Source organism: Pseudomonas sp. ADAK13 (assembly GCF_012935715.1).
Taxonomy (GTDB): domain Bacteria; phylum Pseudomonadota; class Gammaproteobacteria; order Pseudomonadales; family Pseudomonadaceae; genus Aquipseudomonas.
On record NZ_CP052860.1, the window covers coordinates 392318 to 410118 of the forward strand.

The window sequence follows — 17801 nt, forward strand, 5'->3', positions numbered from 1 at the left end:
GCCTAAGGCAACAGATCCTCAAGGCGGCCATGCAAGCGTTGCGGCAGGTTTTCCTGGATCTCGATCAGGGCCCGCTGGATGGCACTTTGAAAACCCTGCACCCCCGCCGAACCGTGGCTTTTGACCACGATGCCCTGCAAACCCAGGAAACTTGCGCCATTATGCCGCGCCGGTGCCAAGTCAGCCTGCAACCGCCGCATCAAGGGCAGCGCCAGGGCGCCCACCAGGCGTGAAGCAAGGTTGCGTTTGAACAAGGCCTCGATGCGCCCGGCGATCATCGTCGCCAGCCCCTCGCTGGACTTGAGCAGGATATTGCCGACAAAACCGTCGCACACCACCACATCCGCTTCGCCGCGATACAAACCGTCACCCTCGACAAAGCCGATGTAGTTCAAGCCTCGCGCGCCTTGCAGCAGCGTCGCCGCCAGCTTGACCTGCTGATTGCCCTTGATGTCTTCAGTGCCGATATTCAGCAACGCCACCCGAGGCCGGGCCACGCCCAGTGCTTCGGCCGCCACCGAGCCCATCAACGCAAAGTGCAACAGATGCTCGGCACTGCAATCGACGTTCGCCCCCAGGTCCAGCAACTGGCAATAACCTTGCTGGGTCGGGATCGCCGCAACCATCGCCGGCCGGTCAATGCCCGGCAGGGTCTTCAGCACATGCCGGGACAACGCCATCAACGCCCCGGTATTGCCGGCGCTGACACAGGCCTGGGCCTTGCCGTCGCGCACCAGCTCCAGGGCCACCCGCATCGAAGAATCAGGCTTGCCACGCAAGGCCTGCGCAGGCTTTTCATCCATGGTGATGGTTTCGCTGGCCGGTGTAATAGTCAGGCGCGCGCGATCCACCGCCGGATGGCTGGCAATCAGTTCTTCAAGTAAGGAGGGTTGACCGACGAGGGTCAGGTGCAGCGAGGGCGTGGCAGACAGGCAAGCAATGCAGGCCTGAACAATGCTGCGGGGACCGAAGTCCCCGCCCATTGCGTCAATCGCGATGACTTGAGCAGACAAGTGATTACTCGTCAGCGCCCTTGTCGATCACTTTACGGCCACGGTATACGCCTTCTGGCGATACGTGGTGACGCAGGTGAACTTCACCGGTGGTTTTTTCTACAGACAGAGTGCTTGCCGTCAGGGCGTCGTGCGAACGACGCATGTCACGGGCAGAGCGGGATTTTTTGTTCTGCTGAACAGCCATAATTGATTAACTCCTAAACGTTTGGGTCACGCTTTAACTGCGCCAATACACTGAACGGGTTGGACCGCGTTACCTCGTCCTCGCTCGGTTCGGGCTCATCGAGACCCGCCGGCTGCTGGCATTCTTCCGGATGATGAGCAGGCACAATGGGCAAGGCGAGCAAAAGCTCCTCCTCGATCAGTGACTGCAGATCCAAAGGATCTTCGCCCAGTTCCAGCACGTCATAACCTTTCGGCAACGACTGGGTATTCGCACCCTCTTTCACCACAGCATAACTGCATTCGCTGTGGATCGGCAGGGTGACCAGCTCAAGACAACGCTGGCAAACCATTTTGACTTCGGTGTCGATAAAGCTGTGGATTACCACAGACTTACGTTCATCTCGTTCAAAAATAAATTTAGCCTGCACCGTACCGACATTGTCGGAAAGCGGGTCGCAGAGTCTCTCCAAATCGGCCAGGAGCAGCTCACCTTGAAGGGTGGTGCCACGATCAGCCAATTTGCGCGGGTCAACGTGAGGTGGAATCGGGTCATTCAACATAGGCGCAGCATTATAGGGATGCACCCGGCCATGTCAAAGGAAATTCAGCCCTGTCCGTCGCTGGGCCTCCCCGCTAGAATCCGCGACTGCCTTGAGGAGACGCCCATGCTGCCTTTATTACTCGCTTCCAGCTCGGTTTATCGCCGGGAATTGTTGAACCGCCTGCACCTGCCGTTCATCTGCAGCTCGCCGGATATCGACGAAAGCCACCGCCCGGACGAGTCCGCCGTGGAACTGGTCAAGCGCCTCGCCGAAGAAAAGGCCCGCGCCCTGGCCAGCAGCCATCCGGGGCACCTGATTATCGGCTCGGACCAGGTCGCCGCGCTCGACGGCCAGATCATCGGCAAGCCCCACACCTTCGAGAACGCCCGCGAACAGCTGCTGGCGGCAAGTGGCAAGCGCGTCAGCTTCCTCACAGGCCTGGCCCTGCTGAACAGTGCCACCGGGCACTGCCAGGTCGACTGCATCCCCTTCACCGTGCACATGCGCACACTGGACGCGGCACGCATCGACCGCTACTTGCGGATCGAACAACCCTACGACTGCGCTGGCAGCTTCAAGGCCGAGGGTTTGGGGGTGAGCCTGTTTCAAAGCACTGAAGGGCCGGACGCGACCAGCCTGGTGGGCCTGCCACTGATTCGACTGGTGGACATGCTGCTGGCCGAAGGCGTGCAGATTCCCTGAGAACACCCCAAAACAAATGTGGGAGCAGGCAAGCCAGCTCCCACATTTTGAGTCATGCCGCTTTCAAGGCTTCAGCGCAGGGTCGGGCCCTGGAAGCCCATGTACAGCGCCAGCTTCTCAGCCACGCTGGCACCCAGCTTCTTGGAGAAACGGTCAAACGGCGATTCCTGAACGGTGAAGTCCACCAGCTCTTTCTCGCCAATCACGTCCCGCGCCACCGAACTGGCACTGCCCAGGCCGTCGATCAGACCCAACGGCAGCGCCTGCTCACCAGACCAGACCAGGCCGGAGAACAGCTCCGGATGCTCTTTATCCTTGAGCCGGTCACCGCGCCCCTGCTTCACGCTGGCGATGAACTGCCGATGAGTGGTGTCCAGCACACCCTGCCAGAACTGGGTTTCATCCGCCTTTTGCGGCTGGAACGGATCCAGGAACGACTTGTGCTCACCGGACGTGTACGTACGCCGCTCAACCCCCAGCTTCTCCATGGTGCCGACAAACCCATAACCCGCCGCCGTCACACCAATGGACCCCACGAGGCTGGCCTTGTCGGCGTAGATCTGGTCGGCGGCGCTGGCGATGTAATAGGCGCCCGAGGCGCCCAGGTCGGAGATCACCGCATAGAGCTTGATGTCCGGGTGCAGCGCGCGCAGGCGACGAATCTCGTCATACACATAACCCGACTGCACCGGACTGCCGCCCGGGCTGTTGATGCGCAGGATCACGGCCTTGACCTTGGAATCCTCGAAGGCGGCCCGCAGGCTGCTGACAATATTGTCGGCACTCGCAGACTCCTTGTCGGCAATCACTCCGCGCACTTCGATCAACGCCGTGTAATTACCGCTTCGGGTGGCGCTCTTTTCCATGTCCATCAACGGACTGAAAAGCGCCAGCATGCCCAGCAGGTAAATAAAGGTCAGCAGCTTGAAAAAGATCCCCCAACGCCGGGAGCGACGCTGCTCCTGGACACTGGCCAGCAGGGTTTTTTCCAGCAACTTCCAGCTTTTGTCATCGCCATTGTTGTCGGAGCTGGCCTTCTCAGGCGCTTTCCACTCATCGATCATGCCATCTACCCCAGCAGAGACTTAATGGGCCCGGCTGAGCCAGGCCTGCAATTCAGAAAAACGGTCAATCGTCAGTCTCGGCTCGTACGCCTGCAACGCCTCGGCAGACTGGGCGCCGTAGCTGACCGCCACCGAGTCCATGCCAGCATTGCGCGCCATCATCAGGTCGAACGACGCATCTCCCACCATCAACGCCTGCCGAGGCGACACACCGCACTGAGCGAGGATCTGTTCGAGCATCAGAGGATGGGGTTTGCTGGCGGTTTCATCCGCTGCACGGGTTGCGTCGAAATATTCTTCCCAGCCATGGGCCTTGAGCACCCGGTCCAGGCCGCGACGGGCCTTGCCGGTCGCCACCGCGAGGTGATAACCCTCGGCGCGAAATGCCTCCATGGCCTGGGCCACGCCCTCAAACAGCGGCGAAGGCTGGGCGTCGAGCGCCATATAGTGATCGGCGTAGTGCTGACGAAACGCTATCAGCTCCTCGTCGCCAATCTCCGGATACAGGGTGCGGATCGCTTCCGGCAAGCCCAGGCCGATAATGCCCTTGACCGCCAGGTCGTCGCACAGCGCGTAACCGGAACGGGTCGACGCAGCGTGCATCGACTCGACAATCCGACCAATGGAATCACACAACGTGCCATCCCAATCGAAGATCAGCAGCTTGTAGTCAGGGTGCGACACTCAGGCGCTCCACGGTCTTGGCCCACATCTCATCGACAGGCGCTTGCAGCTTCAATTCGCCACCATCGGGCAGCGGCACGGTGAGCATGTAGGCGTGCAGAAACAGGCGCTTGCCACCCAGGTCGCGAATTTCCTTGGAGAAATCCTCGTCACCGTATTTGGTATCGCCGGCGATGCAGTGGCCTGCATGCAAGGTGTGCACACGAATCTGGTGGGTACGGCCGGTGACCGGCTTGGCCTCGACCATGGTCGCGAAGTCACCGAAACGGCGCAGCACCTTGAACAGGGTCAGCGCCTCCTTGCCCTCCTCGTCTACCTCGACCATGCGTTCGCCGGAACGCAGGTTGCTCTTCTGCAGCGGCGCACGGACGCTCTTGATCGAGGTTGCCCAGTTGCCGCGCACCAGCGCCATGTAGCGCTTGTCCACGCCATCACCGCGCAGGGCGGCATGCAGGTGGCGCAACATGCTGCGCTTCTTGGCGATCATCAGCAGGCCGGAAGTGTCGCGATCCAGACGGTGGACCAGCTCCAGCTCCTTGGCGTCCGGGCGCAACTGACGAAAGGCTTCGATCACCCCGTAGTTCAGGCCGCTGCCGCCGTGAACGGCGATGCCACAAGGCTTGTTGATCACGATCAGCGCCTTGTCTTCGAAGACAATCGACGCTTCAAGGCGCTGCAACAGGCCCTGGGCCAGAGGGACGGGCTCGTCCCGCTCAGGCACCCGCACTGGCGGCACACGGACGATATCGCCCGCCTGCAGCTTGTACTCAGGCTTGATCCGGCCCTTGTTCACGCGCACTTCGCCTTTACGCAAAATGCGGTAAATCAAGGTCTTGGGCACGCCTTTGAGCCTGGCCAGAAGAAAGTTGTCGATGCGTTGGCCGGCATATTCCGGCGAGACCTCAAGCAGCTGGACGCTGGGGGTCTGGGGGGCGGTAGTCGTCATGGCGGCGATGATAACAATTTTTTATGGAATTGAAGCACTTAATCATTGCTGCTATAGTCGCGAACGCCGCCAAAAGCGGCCTGGACAGAGGACTAGCGGCAAACTGCCGGCCCTGACCATCGCAATTCATCAGGACGCGAGGCCGTCCTACGGGGCTTTCGCCACCCTGGAAGGCTCAAGATTGTAACAAGCGCAGGTGACATGAGGCCTGAAGCGAGTGCAAAAAGCAGAGTGATTACTCGCCTTTTGCGCCGATATTTACGGCCAGTTCACAAAGTGCAGTCAGTCTTGAGCCAGACCACGGCGAATGCTTCGGAAACAACGCCTGTTACGAGCTGAGTGAGAGCACAGTCGCCCACACCCGGTCTTGTTTAGCCATGAGCGTGTTCTCCCCATTGGAGAACACGGTAAATGCCAACCCGCTGCGGATTCTGCGCGCGGCAGCACCCGAATTATCAGGGATACGTGTAGGGTGGAGATGCACAACCGTCGGACCGTGTAGCACTAGGCTTATATTTAGACGCTTCATCTCGTCCACAGTCGCCGGTTGATTCCTCCTCCTGACTGAGTGCTTAAGTCACCACAGCAAGCAGGAAGCGTACGTCGCGATATCGCCCATTTTGGCGGGTATTGCTGGACACTGGAGTGGCCAACCACTCTTGACGCACCTGACACCGACCGTGAGAAGTCGTGTGTGCCGAACGCCGTTTCCGGCAGCCCGGAAACCGACGGTACAACATGAAAAGAATGCTGATTAACGCAACTCAACCCGAAGAGTTGCGTGTTGCACTGGTAGACGGCCAACGCCTCTACGACCTGGACATCGAGTCCGGTGCACGCGAGCAAAAGAAGGCCAACATCTATAAAGGCCGGATTACTCGTATCGAACCAAGCCTTGAGGCTGCCTTTGTCGATTTCGGCTCCGAGCGCCATGGCTTCCTGCCCCTCAAAGAAATCTCCCGCGAATACTTCAAGAAAGCCCCTGAAGGCCGCGTGAACATCAAGGACGTCCTGAGCGAAGGCCAGGAAGTCATCGTTCAGGTGGAAAAAGAAGAACGTGGCAACAAGGGCGCGGCCCTGACCACCTTCATCAGCCTGGCTGGCCGCTATCTGGTCCTGATGCCGAACAACCCGCGTGCCGGCGGTATCTCCCGTCGCATCGAAGGCGAAGAGCGCAACGAACTGCGTGAAGCGCTGAACGGCTTGATCGCTCCGGCCGACATGGGCCTGATCGTGCGCACTGCCGGCCTGGGCCGCAGCAGCGAAGAAATGCAGTGGGACCTCGACTACCTGCTGCAACTGTGGACCGCTATCAAAGAAGCGTCCCTGGATCGTTCCGCGCCGTTCCTGATCTACCAGGAAAGCAACGTGATCATCCGCGCCATCCGCGATTACCTGCGCCAGGACATCGGCGAAGTGCTGATCGACAGCGTTGAAGCCCAGGACGAAGCCCTGACCTTCATCCGCCAGGTGATGCCGCAGTACGCCAGCAAGATCAAGCTGTACGAAGACAGCGTTCCGCTGTTCAACCGTTTCCAGATCGAAAGCCAGATCGAGACCGCTTTCCAGCGCGTGGTCGAACTGCCTTCCGGCGGCTCCATCGTGATCGACCCGACCGAAGCCCTGGTGTCCATCGACATCAACTCGGCGCGCGCCACGAAGGGTAGCGACATCGAAGAAACCGCCCTGCAGACCAACCTGGAAGCGGCTGAAGAAATCGCCCGCCAACTGCGCCTGCGTGACATCGGCGGCCTGATCGTGATCGACTTCATCGACATGACCCCGGCCAAGAACCAGCGCGCCGTGGAAGAGAAAGTCCGCGAATGCCTGGAAGCTGACCGTGCCCGCGTACAGGTCGGCCGTATCTCGCGCTTCGGCCTGCTGGAAATGTCCCGTCAGCGCCTGCGTCCATCCCTGGGCGAAAGCAGCGGCATCGTCTGCCCGCGTTGCAACGGCACCGGTATCATCCGTGACGTTGAATCGCTGTCGCTGGCGATCCTGCGCCTGATCGAAGAAGAAGCCCTGAAAGACCGCACTGCCGAAGTGCGCGCCCAGGTGCCGATCCCGGTCGCTGCGTTCCTGCTCAACGAAAAACGCAACTCGATCACCAAGATCGAACTGCGCACCCGTGCCCGCATCGTCATCCTGCCGAACGATCATCTCGAAACGCCGCACTTCGAAGTGCAGCGCCTGCGTGATGACAGCCCGGAAGCCCACGTCAATCAGTCCAGCTACGAAATCGCTGCGGCCGCTGCCGAAGTGGAAGAAGTCCAGCCAGCCGCTGCGACCCGTACCCTGGTTCGCCAGGAAGCCGCCGTCAAGACCGCGCCAGCCCGTGCCAACGCACCGGTTCCGGTTGAAGCTGCTGCTCCGGTTGCAGCGCCTGCTGCCCTGCCTGAGCCAAGCCTGTTCAAGGGCCTGGTGAAGTCACTGGTCAGCCTGTTCGCCACCAAGGAAGAGCCGGTTGCTCCGGTTGTGGTCGAGAAGCCTGTGACTGAACGCCCTGCACGCAACGAAGAGCGTCGCAACGGTCGTCAGCAGAGCCGCAATCGCAACGGTCGCCGTGACGAAGAGCGCAAGCCTCGTGAAGAACGTGCACCGCGCGAAGAACGCGCCCCACGTGAAGAGCGCCAGCCGCGCGAAGCCCGTGAAGAAACGCCAGTCGTAGCCCGTGAAGAGCGTGCTCCGCGCGAAGAACGTGCACCGCGCACTCCACGCGCCCCGCGTGAAGACCGCAAGCCACGTGGCGAGCGTGAAGAACGCGTGCGTGAATTGCGTGAGCCGCTGGACGCAGCTCCTGCTGTAGCCGCTGCTGCTGCCACCGTTGCCACTGCTGAAGAACGTCCAGCTCGTCAGCCTCGTGAAGAACGTGCGCCACGCCCTCCTCGTGAAGAGCGTCAACCACGTGCCGAGCAGGCTGCTGTTGCCGGTGAAGAAGAAGAGCTGCTGTCCAACGAAGATCAGCAACAGGAAGACGGCCAGGAGAACGCCGAAGGCGATCGTCCACGCCGCCGCTCCCGTGGTCAGCGTCGTCGCAGCAACCGTCGTGAGCGTCAACGTGACGCCAACGGCAATGAAATCGAAGGCTCGGAAGAGACCGGCGAAGCTACCCCAGCCGCTACCGGCGAACCGACTGGCGCCGAACTGGCTGCCGGCCTGGCCGTCACCGCTGCGGTTGCCAGCTCGGTCATCAGCGCGCCTGCTGAAGCCCAAGCCAACGAGCAAGCTGAAGCCGCTACCGCTGCCATCCAGGAAAACACAGTGGTAGAGACGCCAGTCGTCGAAGCCCCGGTGGTTGAAGCTACGACTCCGGTCGAAGCGCCAACTGTTCCGGAAGTGGAAGTCGCGCCGGTTCGTCACGTTCGTGAAGTTCGCGAGCCTCAGCCTGTCGCTGAAGTGGTTGCCGAGCCTGAGGTTGTGGTTGAACCACAGCCAGTGGTTGAAGCGGTTGTTCAAGCACCGGTTGCCGAGCCAACCCCGGAAGTGCGTGAGGTTCGCGAAGAACAGACCGCCTTCCAGTGGACCGCCGAGCCAGCTCCAGTGGCTGAAGTAGTCGAAGCTCCAGCGCCGGCTCCCGTCGTCGAGGAAGCTCCAGCGCCCGTCGCTGAAGTGGTTGTCGCCGCGGAACCGGTTGCCGTTGTTGCCGAGCCTGCACCCGTGGTTGAAGCACCCGTGGTTGCCGAAGTCGCCGCTCCGGTGGTTGAAGCCGCTCCGGTCAGCGCCCTGACCGAAAACGGTCGTGCGCCGAACGACCCGCGTGAAGTGCGTCGTCGTCGCAAGGAAGCTGAAGCAGCTGCCGCTGCTGCCAAGGCCGCTGCCGAAGCAGCTCCAGCCGTCGCTGAAGTGGTCGAAGCAGCTCCTGCTCCGGTTACCGAGGCCGTGGTTGAGCACACTGCCCCTGTCGTCGACGAGAACGTGCGTTCCGTTGAAGAAGTGGTAGAGCACCAGCCTAAAGCCCTGGAAGAAGAGCACGAGCCTAAACCCCTCGTCTGATTCCATCGGCCACTAAAAAGCCCCGCCTGAGTGATCAGGCGGGGCTTTTTTATGTCTGCCCATCAGCTAGCGATAGCTCAGCAAAGCCGGCACGTCCACATCCCACAACACACCGGGATCATCTACCGCCACTTGCTTTAGCGACGCATGGGCAAACAGTGGCTTTGCTCCACGATCACCCGTCAGCGCCATTAACGCCGGGCCGAACGAACGGCCAAACCCTACGGGATGCCCGTACTGGCCTGCGTGCACCGGCACACTGATATCGTCTTCTTCAAGGCCTGCCATCACCTGCTCGATACTCGTGGACAGGATGAACGGCATATCTCCCAGCACCACCAACCAGCCAGCAGACGGCCCGCTGGCCGCCACCGCCGCGGCGATGCTGTCGCCCATGCCCGGCGAGCGCAAAAGCAGCACTTCGCAACGGTGCACTTTTGCCAGCCGGATGACCTCCGTGCGATCCGGCGACGTCACCAGCCAACGCCTGCTAACCGTCGGCGGCAAATTCACCAGCACCTGTTCGATCACCGGCCGCGTGATGCCATCCCGGCCCACGCAAGGCGCCAGCAACTTGTCCTGATCCGCGCCCGCCTCGGCCCGAAAACGACTGCCCTGCCCCGCCGCCAGGATGATCGCGGTGACGCCCGTCAACTGACTACTGCCTGCAACGGCTTTTTCTGCAACAGATCAATCCCGTTCTTGATGGCGACGATTTCTGCCATCAACGACAAGGCGATCTCCGCCGGCGTATGGCTGCCGATATGCAGGCCGATAGGGCCATGCAACCGCGCAATGGCCTCCGCACTCAACCCCAGCGCCGCAAGGTTCTCCCGGCGTTTCTGGCTGTTGACCCGCGAACCCAGGGCGCCAATATAGAACGCCTTGGAATTGAGGGCCGTCAGCAGCGCCATGTCATCCAGGCGCGGGTCATGGGTGAGCGCGACGATGGCGGTGCGTTCATCGGTCTGGATATTCAGCACCGCTTCATCCGGCATGCCCGGCACAAAGCGCCCGTGTTGCTCTTCCCAGCCATAGACAAACTCCTGGCGCGGGTCGCAGATCAGCACTTCGAAATCCAGCAACCGCGCCATTTCCGCCACATAGCGTGACAGTTGGCCCGCGCCGATCAGCAGCAGGCGCCAGCGCGGGCCATAAATCGCTCGCAATCGGTCACCGTCGAAGGTGACCGTATCGGTCTTGCTCGCACCGCTCAGCACCACCTCACCGGTGGCCAAGTCCAACTCGCGGGCGACTATCTCGTGCGCCTCGCAACGCGCCAGCAGTTCAGCGACCCAACCCGGATCGCCCACCCGCTCCTCCGTCAGGCGCAAGGTGCCGCCACAGGGCAGGCCAAACCTTGCGGCCTCATCGCGGGTTACGCCATAGGTCACGAGCTGTACAGGCGGCCCGTCATCAGGCAACCGGCCATCCTGCAAACGGGCGATCAAGTCGTCCTCAATGCACCCGCCCGACACCGAGCCAATCACCACCCCATCGCCACGCAAGGCCAGCATGGCCCCCGGTGGGCGCGGCGCGCTGCCCCACGTCTGGACCACGCTGTACAGCACCACCCGCTGCCCGGCGCGGCGCCATTCCAGCACGCTGCGCAATACATTCAGATCGACACTGTCCATCAGGCGTTCGCCTCCTGCCAATCTTCCATGAGCTGATAAAAATATTGATAGTCAGCTAAGTTAACTCAGCGGAAATAAAAAAGCCCTGCAATGCAGGGCTTGGTGCGTCAAAAAACAAGCTTAGTTCAATAGCGATTGGGCTCCATTTCCAGCACAACCTGGAAACGCTTTTCGATGTCCTGCTGGATACGTAGCGCCAGGCCGGCAATGTCCTGGCCGGTGGCCGCGCCGTAGTTCACCAGCACCAGTGCCTGCAAGCGATGCACACCGGCGTCTCCCTCGCGAAAGCCCTTCCAGCCAGCCTTGTCGATCAGCCAGCCGGCGGCCAGTTTCATCTGCCCGTCGGCCTGGGGGTAAGCCACCAAGTCCGGGTATTGACGCTGCAACTCGGCGGCCAGCGCCTGGGACACCAGCGGGTTCTTGAAGAAGCTGCCAGCATTGCCGAGCACCGCCGGGTCCGGGAGCTTCTCGCTTCGAATACTGCAAATGGCCCGGCTGACGTCGCTGGGGGTGGCCTGCGTAACGCCTTGCTCGGTCAGGCGCTGTTGCACCGGCCCGTACTCAAGCTTCAGGTGCACGGCGCGACTCAAGGCAAAGCGCACCCTAAGGATCAGCCAGCGGCCGGTTTCGTGCTTGAACAGGCTGTCGCGGTAGGCAAAGTTGCACTCGGCCAGGCTGAAATCCCGCAGCTCGCCGGTCTGGCGGTCGAGGGCAGTCAGGCCGGCGAACACGTCCTTGATCTCCACCCCGTAGGCGCCGATGTTCTGCATTGGTGCGGCACCAACCGTGCCCGGAATGAGGCTGAGGTTTTCCAGGCCGGAAAAGCCCTGGGCCAACGTCCACAGTACAAAGGGATGCCAGGCTTCGCCGGCTTCGGCTTCGACCACGACGTGCACGCCTTCATCCTGCACTACCCGAATGCCGTGGCTGGCCATGCGCAGCACCAGCGCGTCGATGTCCTGGGTCAACAGCAAATTGCTGCCACCACCAATCACCAGCAATGGCAGCTGTTCCCCGGCGGCGTAGGCCAACGCCTCACGCACGTCCGCGTCGTTGTGGGCCTCGGCAAACAGCCGGGCACGCACGTCGATGCCAAAGCTGTTGAACGGCTTGAGGGAAACCTGTGCCTGCACCTGCAACGTCATAACCGGCCCTTCAATTCAATCACCAACAAGTCACAGGCGCGCTCGATCAGGTCGAGGACAGTTTCGAAGCCCTGGTCGCCTTCGTAGTAAGGGTCCGGCACCTCATCCACCACCGAGTCGTAACGGCGCAGGAACAGGTCCAGGTCCGCCTTGCCCTGGGCCGGCTGCATGGCCTTGAGGTTGCGCAGGTTGCTCTGGTCCATGGCCAGGATCAGGTCGTAGCGGGAAAAGTCCGCACGCGACACCTGCTGTGCACGCTGGGCCGACAAGTCGTAGCCACGCTGCAGCGCCGCTCGCTGGCTGCGCTTGTCCGGCGGGTTGCCGACGTGCCATTCACCGGTGCCGGCCGACGCCACTTCAACCTGATCAGCTAGGCCGGCTTCACGCAGTTTGTGACGCAACACGCCTTCTGCCGTGGGCGAACGGCAGATATTGCCCAGGCAGACGAACAGAACCTGCATCAGGCCCCCAGCAGGCGACGGACGCGCTCGAGGTCTTCAGGGGTGTCGACACCGGCCGGGGGCGCTTCCAGGGCATCGCCCACGTGAATGCGCACGCCGTGCCACAGGGCCCGCAGTTGTTCCAGGGATTCGGTGTTTTCCAGCCAGCACGGACCCCAGCTGACGAAGTCATGCAGGAAACCGGCGCGGTAGGCGTAAATGCCGATGTGGCGGCGGTAAGGCACGCCAGTCGGCAGCACGTCAGGCTGTTTGGCGAATGCATCCCGCGCCCACGGCAAGGTGGAGCGGCTGAAGGTCAGCGCCAGGCCATTGATGTCGCTGACCACTTTCACCACGTTGGGGTTGAACAGGGTCTCGATGTCTTCAATCGGCTCGGCCAGGGTCGCCATGCGGGCTTCGCCATGGGCTGCCAGGTTGGCTGCGACCTGATCGATCACGCAGGGCGGAATCAACGGTTCGTCGCCTTGCACGTTGACCACGATGGCGTCGGCCGCCAGCCCCAGCTTGGTGGCCACTTCGGCCAGGCGGTCGGTGCCGGAATTGTGGTCTTCACGGGTCAGCACCGCTTCGGCGCCAAAGCGTTTGCAGGCCTCGATGATGCGCGGATCATCGGTGGCTACCACCACCCGCTCGGCGCTGCTTTTGCAGGCCTGTTCCCACACCAGCTGGATCATCGGCTTGTCGCCGATCAGCTGCAGCGGTTTGCCGGGCAGGCGAGTGGAGGCGTAGCGGGACGGGATGACAACGGTGAAGGCGGTGGTCATTTATCCAGGCGCTCGTCGGTGGTCAGGGTGCGGGCTTCGCTTTCGAGCATTACCGGAATGCCATCACGGATCGGGTAAGCCAGGCCGGCGCCCTTGCTGATCAGCTCGGTTTTGTCGGCGCTGAGCTTGAGCGGGCCTTTGCAGATCGGGCAAGCAAGGATATCGAGCAGTTTGGTGTCCATGAGTGTGTCCTGGAGAGCAGCGTTTTAAGGCAAAAGGCGGGCGGGCAGCAAGCGCATCAACTGCGTGTCGAACCAGGCGACAAACGCCGGTGACGGTGCCGCGTCCACCGCAAGGTACCACCAGTCGGGCCTGGCAAAGGCGCGGCACTTCACCGCGTCCTTTTCAGTCATGACCAACGGCAGTGCCGGTGTGAAATTCAAGACCTCGGCGCTGTAGGGCGCGTGGTCGGCAAAAGCATGGGGTATTGGGCGCCAGTGTAGCGTTTCAAGGGTGTTGAAGAAACGTTGCGGGTTACCGATGCCGGCCACCGCATGCACCTGCTGCCCCACCGGAAAGTGATCCACGGGTTTGCGCTCGCCGGTGTGCAGGTTGACCAGCGTGGTGGGCAGCAGACGGAAGGCAAAGCCATCCTCGCGGTCAGCGCCTGCGCCGTTGTAAAGCAGCGCATCGACGCTCTGCAAACGCTCGGCCGGCTCGCGCAACGGGCCCGCCGGCAGGCAACGGCGATTGCCGAGCCCACGGGCGGCGTCAATCAACACCAGCTCCAGGTCACGGGCCAGGCGGTAATGTTGCAGGCCGTCGTCGGAAAGAATCAGATCCAGGGTTTCGCTGGCCAGCAGCGCTTTTACGGCGCGACTGCGGTCGGGGTCGATCATCAGCGGTACGCCGCTGCGTTGTACGATCAACAGCGGTTCATCCCCCGCCACCGCAGCGGTATCACTGGCTTCAACGCGCCATGGAAATTGTGGCGGTTTTGCGCCATAACCCCGGCTGACCACGCCGACGCGCAAGCCGCTGCGCTGGCAATGGTCGATCAGCCAAAGAATCAGGGGGGTCTTGCCGGTGCCACCGACGGTGATATTACCGACGACCACAACCGGCACCGGCGACTGATAGATCTCGCCCTCGCCCGCCAGGAACCGCGCACGTTTGCGCTGCACTACACCGCGATAGAGGGATTCCAGCGGCTGCAGCAACGCCAGCGCCGGATGGCCTTCGTACCAGGCCTTGAGCAAACGATCGGTGATGGCCATCAGGGTTGGCTCGCCGCCTCGACGGTGGTCATGCGCAAATGGCTGAAGCCGAGCTTGCCGGCAGCGTCCATCGCAGTGATCACGGCCTGGTGCTTGGTGTTGCCATCGGCACTGATGGAAAGTGGCAGGCTGGTATCGCCACCCGACTCTTTCTGCAGTGCCTCCATCAGGCTGGCCAGGTCGTTTTTCTCCAGCAGCTGGTTATTCACCGAGAACACGCCGTCGGCACTGATGGCGATGTCCAGTTGCTTGGCCTGTTGGTCTTCCGCCGGCGAGCCGCTGACGGCTTCCGGCAGGTCGACCCGCAGCTGGGTTTCCCGGGTAAAGGTGGTGGTGACGACAAAAAACAGCAGCAGGATAAACACGACGTCGATCAATGACGCCAGGTTGATATCAACGTTTTCCCGTTGCTTGCGGCGAAATTTCACGCGTTGCCCTCAACCAGGTCCACATCACGGTCGCCCTGCACCACCTCCACCAGCTTGATGGCTTCCTGTTCCATGCCCACCACCAGTTCGTCGATGCGCCGTTGCAGGAACCGGTGGAAGAACACCGAAGGAATACCAACCATCAGGCCCGCCGCCGTGGTGATCAGGGCCTTGGAAATACCACCGGCCAGCACTGCGGCGTTGGTGGTCATGCCCGAGCCCATGAAGGAGCTGAAAATATCGATCATGCCCAGCACCGTGCCGAGCAGACCGAGCAAGGGCGCCATGGCGGCGATGGTGCCCAGGGCATTGATATAGCGCTCCAGTTCATGGATGACCCGGGCGGCGGCCTCTTCAATGCATTCCTTCATGATCTCGCGACCATGCTTGGAGTTGGCAAGGCCGGCGGCGAGGATTTCACCCAGGGGTGAGTTGGCCCGCAGCTCCTTGAGTTTTGCCTTGTCGAGCTGCTTGTTCTTGATCCAGCCCCAGACCTGGCCCAGCAGGTGGTCAGGTGTTACACGGCTGGCACGCAGGGTCCACAGGCGTTCGGCGATGATGCCGAGTGCGGCGATGGAACTCAAAATGATCGGCAACATCATCCAGCCGCCGGATTTGACCAATTCCCACACAGTGAATGTCCCCTTGAAAAAGTGCGCCACTTTACCATAAGGGTCCGGTGGAAGGGCTGGCCTGCCCCAGCGCATCCTGTCGCAGGGGCCGGTCTTTGGTAACGCTGTTTTGCGGCAGGTGCTCACGCCAGAAACGCCGCTGGCTGCGCGCGGCCACGGGCGGCTGGAAGGAGCCCAGTTGCAGGCGAAGCGCGCCTTGTTCGGCACTGTCGTAAATCGCAGCGCCCACCGCCTGGTAACGCTCCAGCACTTGAGGATGGGGGTGGCCAAAGGCATTGCTGCGACCCCGTGAAATCAAAACGGCCTTGGGCGCGAGGCGCTGTAGAAATGGCCCCGACGACGAACTGCGACTGCCATGGTGGGGCGCCTGCAACCAATCGACAGGGGCGCCCAAAGGCGTGGCCAGTAATGCCCGCTCGGCTTCCCGGTCAATATCCCCGGTCAGCAACAACCGCTCGCCATTGGCCTGCACCCGCAACACACAGGACATCTGGTTACCGTCCGTCGCATCAGGCCATTGCCACAATTCGAACGTCACGCCATCCCATTCCCATTGCTCGCCGCTGACACACGCTTGAGTACCGAGCGCCGCCGGTAGCCGCTCGGTCTCACCGCCCACCACACGCTTGATCGGCAGCCCTTGGGCGACAGCCAACGCACCACCGGCATGATCGGCGTCGGCGTGACTGAGCAGCATCAGGTCCAGCCCGGTGACACCCAGCTTGCGCAACGCGGGCAGTACGACACGAGCGCCGAGATCGAACTCGCCGGACCGTGGCCCGGCGTCATACAGCAGCACGTGGTTGCGGGTACGCAGGATGATCGACAACCCTTGGCCGACATCCAGTTGCACCACCTCGACCCGCCCGTGAGGTACCGTTTCCCGAGGTGGAAACACCGCCAGCAGCAACATCGGCCAGCCCAACAGTCGAAACGGGACGCCCTTGGGTAGCAATAACAGGACTGCCCCCAACACGCTGACCAGCCATAACCCCACGGGGACCTGGGCCGGGAGCCAGGCCGGCACGTACTGCGCCAGCAGCGCCAGGGCGTTGAACAGCCAATCCAGCGTGCCGCCCGCCAGCCACAACAAACCCTCACCTATATAAGGCAACGGCAATAACGCCGTCCCCAGCAGCGCCAGGGGCAATACCACCAGGCTGATCCACGGCACCGCCACCAGATTGGCCAGCGGCCCGCTCAGGCTGATGGGCAGGCCGAGCACCAGCAGCAGCGGAAACAGACCGATGGCAATCAACCATTGGGCACGGGTCCAGGCCTGCCAGGCACTCCAGGGGCCCAGTCGACCGCTGAACGCCAGGATCAGCACCGCGACGGCCGCAAAAGACAGCCAGAACCCCGGTTGCAGGCTCGCCAGCGGTTCGAGGACCAGCACTGCGTTCAGCGCCAAGAGCAGCGGCCACCAGATCCCCAGGTGGCGAAACCTCAGCCGCCACAGCAGGACCAATCCCACCATCACGCAAGCCCTTTGCACCGGCACCTCGAAGCCCGCCAGCAAGCCGTAGCCCAGCGCGGCGGCGAACCCCAGCCCGCAGGCCCAGGGCAGCCACGGCAAGGGTTTCGGCCAACACCCGTAGCGCGCCAGACCGGCGACCAGGCCATAGATCAACCCCGCCAGCAGGCCGATATGCTGGCCGGAAATCACCAATAGATGAACGGTGCCGGTGTCTTGCAGAACCCGCCAATCCTCGGCGGCCAAGCCTGAACCATCCCCAAGCACCAACGCTGCCAGGCCCGCCTCTCGCCCCTGGGCATCCACCGCCAGCAGCCGCTGGCGAATCCCGTCGCGCCAGGCATGTCGCGCAGGCGCCAGCCGCTGGCCGTCCTTGACCGAGCCGGTGGCGCCGATCCGCTGGGTCAGCAGCCAGGCTTCATAGTCAAAGCCCTCGGTATTGAGCAAGCCGGAAGGACGTTTGAGGGTGACGGCCAGCCGCCAGCGCTCGCCGCTCTGAACCGGCGGCCCGCCGCGCCACGACACCCGAATACGCTTGGGCAGCAGGTCCTTGCGTGACCGGCTGTCGGTCAGTTCGAAGCGCACACCGTCAGCCGTCTGCTGCGGCAGCCCGGTCACACGCCCTTCCAGCCAACGGGTCTGGCCATCCAGACGCGGCGCCAGCCGGTCATCCAGTGCCCACTGCGCACTGAGGCACGCCCAGCCCAACCCGAGCAGGAAAAACGCCAGCGGATAGGTGCGAAAAGGCAACAGCATCAGGGCCAGCACCGGTATCAACAGCAACCAGCCGCTGGACGGCAACGCGGGTAAAAAGCGCAAGGCGAGCAGCCCCAACGCCAGTGCGAACATCCCTGTTCTCATGGATCTTTCCTTGAAAGCGACCCAATGAGTCTTAGCCGGGCTACCGATGCGGCCTATTATTATTTGTCAC

At 62.1% G+C, this 17801-nt stretch carries 18 protein-coding genes; 2 read left to right on the top strand and 16 right to left on the bottom strand.

Annotated features, from left to right (window positions below):
* Positions 1–2: 2 nt before the first annotated feature.
* From plsX to HKK54_RS01870, 3 genes are read right to left on the bottom strand one after another with little or no spacing between them, the layout of a single operon-like run.
* Entirely contained in the window at positions 3–1013 is a 1011-nt protein-coding gene (gene plsX / locus HKK54_RS01860; protein WP_081480041.1) for a phosphate acyltransferase PlsX, read from the bottom strand.
* A 4-nt stretch (positions 1014–1017) separates the two neighbouring features.
* Entirely contained in the window at positions 1018–1200 is a 183-nt protein-coding gene (gene rpmF, locus HKK54_RS01865) for a 50S ribosomal protein L32 (protein ID WP_004371305.1), read from the bottom strand.
* Positions 1201–1213: 13 nt separating this feature from the next.
* Positions 1214–1741, bottom strand: coding sequence for a YceD family protein (locus HKK54_RS01870; protein WP_169386010.1), 528 nt, complete (start codon positions 1739–1741; stop codon positions 1214–1216).
* A gap of 105 nt (positions 1742–1846) precedes the next feature.
* Between HKK54_RS01870 and HKK54_RS01875 the strand changes: the two genes are divergently transcribed.
* Complete coding sequence (locus HKK54_RS01875; RefSeq protein WP_169386011.1) at positions 1847–2425, top strand: Maf family protein; 579 nt, start codon at positions 1847–1849, stop codon at positions 2423–2425.
* Between the two features lie 71 nt (positions 2426–2496).
* Here the strand turns inward: HKK54_RS01875 and HKK54_RS01880 are convergent, their stop codons facing one another.
* The 3 genes from HKK54_RS01880 to rluC are packed head-to-tail and all read right to left on the bottom strand — an operon-like array spanning position 2497 to position 5119.
* A complete protein-coding gene (locus HKK54_RS01880; protein WP_169386012.1) occupies positions 2497–3489 on the bottom strand; it encodes a S49 family peptidase in 993 nt (330 codons plus the stop codon).
* A gap of 21 nt (positions 3490–3510) precedes the next feature.
* Positions 3511–4173 (bottom strand): HAD-IA family hydrolase, encoded by a 663-nt coding sequence (locus tag HKK54_RS01885; RefSeq protein ID WP_169386013.1) that lies wholly within the window; start codon positions 4171–4173, stop codon positions 3511–3513.
* On the bottom strand, positions 4160–5119 hold the full coding sequence (gene rluC / locus HKK54_RS01890) for a 23S rRNA pseudouridine(955/2504/2580) synthase RluC (protein ID WP_004371325.1): 960 nt from the start codon (positions 5117–5119) through the stop codon (positions 4160–4162). Before rluC ends, HKK54_RS01885 begins: the two co-directional genes overlap by 14 nt.
* Positions 5120–5857: 738 nt before the next feature.
* Between rluC and rne the strand changes: the two genes are divergently transcribed.
* Positions 5858–9112 (top strand): ribonuclease E, encoded by a 3255-nt coding sequence (gene rne / locus HKK54_RS01895; protein ID WP_178120969.1) that lies wholly within the window; start codon positions 5858–5860, stop codon positions 9110–9112.
* Positions 9113–9178: 66 nt separating this feature from the next.
* On the opposite strand, the gene HKK54_RS01900 is transcribed toward rne, so the two are convergent.
* From HKK54_RS01900 to HKK54_RS01945, 10 genes are all read right to left on the bottom strand, one after another.
* Entirely contained in the window at positions 9179–9766 is a 588-nt protein-coding gene (locus HKK54_RS01900) for a nucleotidyltransferase family protein (protein WP_169386015.1), read from the bottom strand.
* Entirely contained in the window at positions 9763–10749 is a 987-nt protein-coding gene (locus tag HKK54_RS01905; RefSeq protein WP_169386016.1) for an XdhC family protein, read from the bottom strand. Before HKK54_RS01905 ends, HKK54_RS01900 begins: the two co-directional genes overlap by 4 nt.
* A gap of 125 nt (positions 10750–10874) precedes the next feature.
* Entirely contained in the window at positions 10875–11894 is a 1020-nt protein-coding gene (murB, locus tag HKK54_RS01910) for a UDP-N-acetylmuramate dehydrogenase (protein ID WP_169386017.1), read from the bottom strand.
* Positions 11891–12355, bottom strand: coding sequence for a low molecular weight protein-tyrosine-phosphatase (locus HKK54_RS01915; RefSeq protein ID WP_010165863.1), 465 nt, complete (start codon positions 12353–12355; stop codon positions 11891–11893). The genes murB and HKK54_RS01915 overlap by 4 nt, the downstream gene beginning before the upstream one ends.
* Positions 12355–13119, bottom strand: a complete 765-nt coding sequence (kdsB, locus tag HKK54_RS01920; RefSeq protein WP_169386018.1) for a 3-deoxy-manno-octulosonate cytidylyltransferase — start codon at positions 13117–13119, stop codon at positions 12355–12357. The genes HKK54_RS01915 and kdsB overlap by 1 nt, the downstream gene beginning before the upstream one ends.
* The gene (locus tag HKK54_RS01925; protein ID WP_003174668.1) at positions 13116–13301 is read right to left on the bottom strand and encodes a Trm112 family protein; all 186 of its coding nucleotides are present in this window, start codon (positions 13299–13301) and stop codon (positions 13116–13118) included. The genes kdsB and HKK54_RS01925 overlap by 4 nt, the downstream gene beginning before the upstream one ends.
* Before the next feature lie 24 nt (positions 13302–13325).
* Positions 13326–14336, bottom strand: coding sequence for a tetraacyldisaccharide 4'-kinase (gene lpxK, locus HKK54_RS01930; protein ID WP_169386019.1), 1011 nt, complete (start codon positions 14334–14336; stop codon positions 13326–13328).
* The gene (locus HKK54_RS01935; protein ID WP_169386020.1) at positions 14336–14764 is read right to left on the bottom strand and encodes an ExbD/TolR family protein; all 429 of its coding nucleotides are present in this window, start codon (positions 14762–14764) and stop codon (positions 14336–14338) included. The genes lpxK and HKK54_RS01935 overlap by 1 nt, the downstream gene beginning before the upstream one ends.
* The gene (locus HKK54_RS01940) at positions 14761–15396 is read right to left on the bottom strand and encodes a MotA/TolQ/ExbB proton channel family protein (RefSeq protein ID WP_010165826.1); all 636 of its coding nucleotides are present in this window, start codon (positions 15394–15396) and stop codon (positions 14761–14763) included. Before HKK54_RS01940 ends, HKK54_RS01935 begins: the two co-directional genes overlap by 4 nt.
* A gap of 31 nt (positions 15397–15427) precedes the next feature.
* Positions 15428–17719 carry a DNA internalization-related competence protein ComEC/Rec2 gene (locus HKK54_RS01945; RefSeq protein WP_169389232.1) on the bottom strand — a complete coding sequence of 764 codons (2292 nt, stop codon included), beginning with the start codon at positions 17717–17719 and terminating at the stop codon, positions 15428–15430.
* Positions 17720–17801 lie beyond the last annotated feature (82 nt).

Coding starts and splice junctions, on each gene's coding strand:
- rpmF (WP_004371305.1), bottom strand. CDS start 1,200: ATGGCTGTTCAGCAGAACAAAAAATCCCGCTCTGCCCGTGACATGCGT.
- HKK54_RS01870 (WP_169386010.1), bottom strand. CDS start 1,741: ATGTTGAATGACCCGATTCCACCTCACGTTGACCCGCGCAAATTGGCT.
- HKK54_RS01875 (WP_169386011.1), top strand. CDS start 1,847: ATGCTGCCTTTATTACTCGCTTCCAGCTCGGTTTATCGCCGGGAATTG.
- HKK54_RS01880 (WP_169386012.1), bottom strand. CDS start 3,489: ATGATCGATGAGTGGAAAGCGCCTGAGAAGGCCAGCTCCGACAACAAT.
- rluC (WP_004371325.1), bottom strand. CDS start 5,119: ATGACGACTACCGCCCCCCAGACCCCCAGCGTCCAGCTGCTTGAGGTC.
- rne (WP_178120969.1), top strand. CDS start 5,858: ATGAAAAGAATGCTGATTAACGCAACTCAACCCGAAGAGTTGCGTGTT.
- HKK54_RS01905 (WP_169386016.1), bottom strand. CDS start 10,749: ATGGACAGTGTCGATCTGAATGTATTGCGCAGCGTGCTGGAATGGCGC.
- murB (WP_169386017.1), bottom strand. CDS start 11,894: ATGACGTTGCAGGTGCAGGCACAGGTTTCCCTCAAGCCGTTCAACAGC.
- HKK54_RS01915 (WP_010165863.1), bottom strand. CDS start 12,355: ATGCAGGTTCTGTTCGTCTGCCTGGGCAATATCTGCCGTTCGCCCACG.
- kdsB (WP_169386018.1), bottom strand. CDS start 13,119: ATGACCACCGCCTTCACCGTTGTCATCCCGTCCCGCTACGCCTCCACT.
- HKK54_RS01925 (WP_003174668.1), bottom strand. CDS start 13,301: ATGGACACCAAACTGCTCGATATCCTTGCTTGCCCGATCTGCAAAGGC.
- lpxK (WP_169386019.1), bottom strand. CDS start 14,336: ATGGCCATCACCGATCGTTTGCTCAAGGCCTGGTACGAAGGCCATCCG.
- HKK54_RS01945 (WP_169389232.1), bottom strand. CDS start 17,719: ATGTTCGCACTGGCGTTGGGGCTGCTCGCCTTGCGCTTTTTACCCGCG.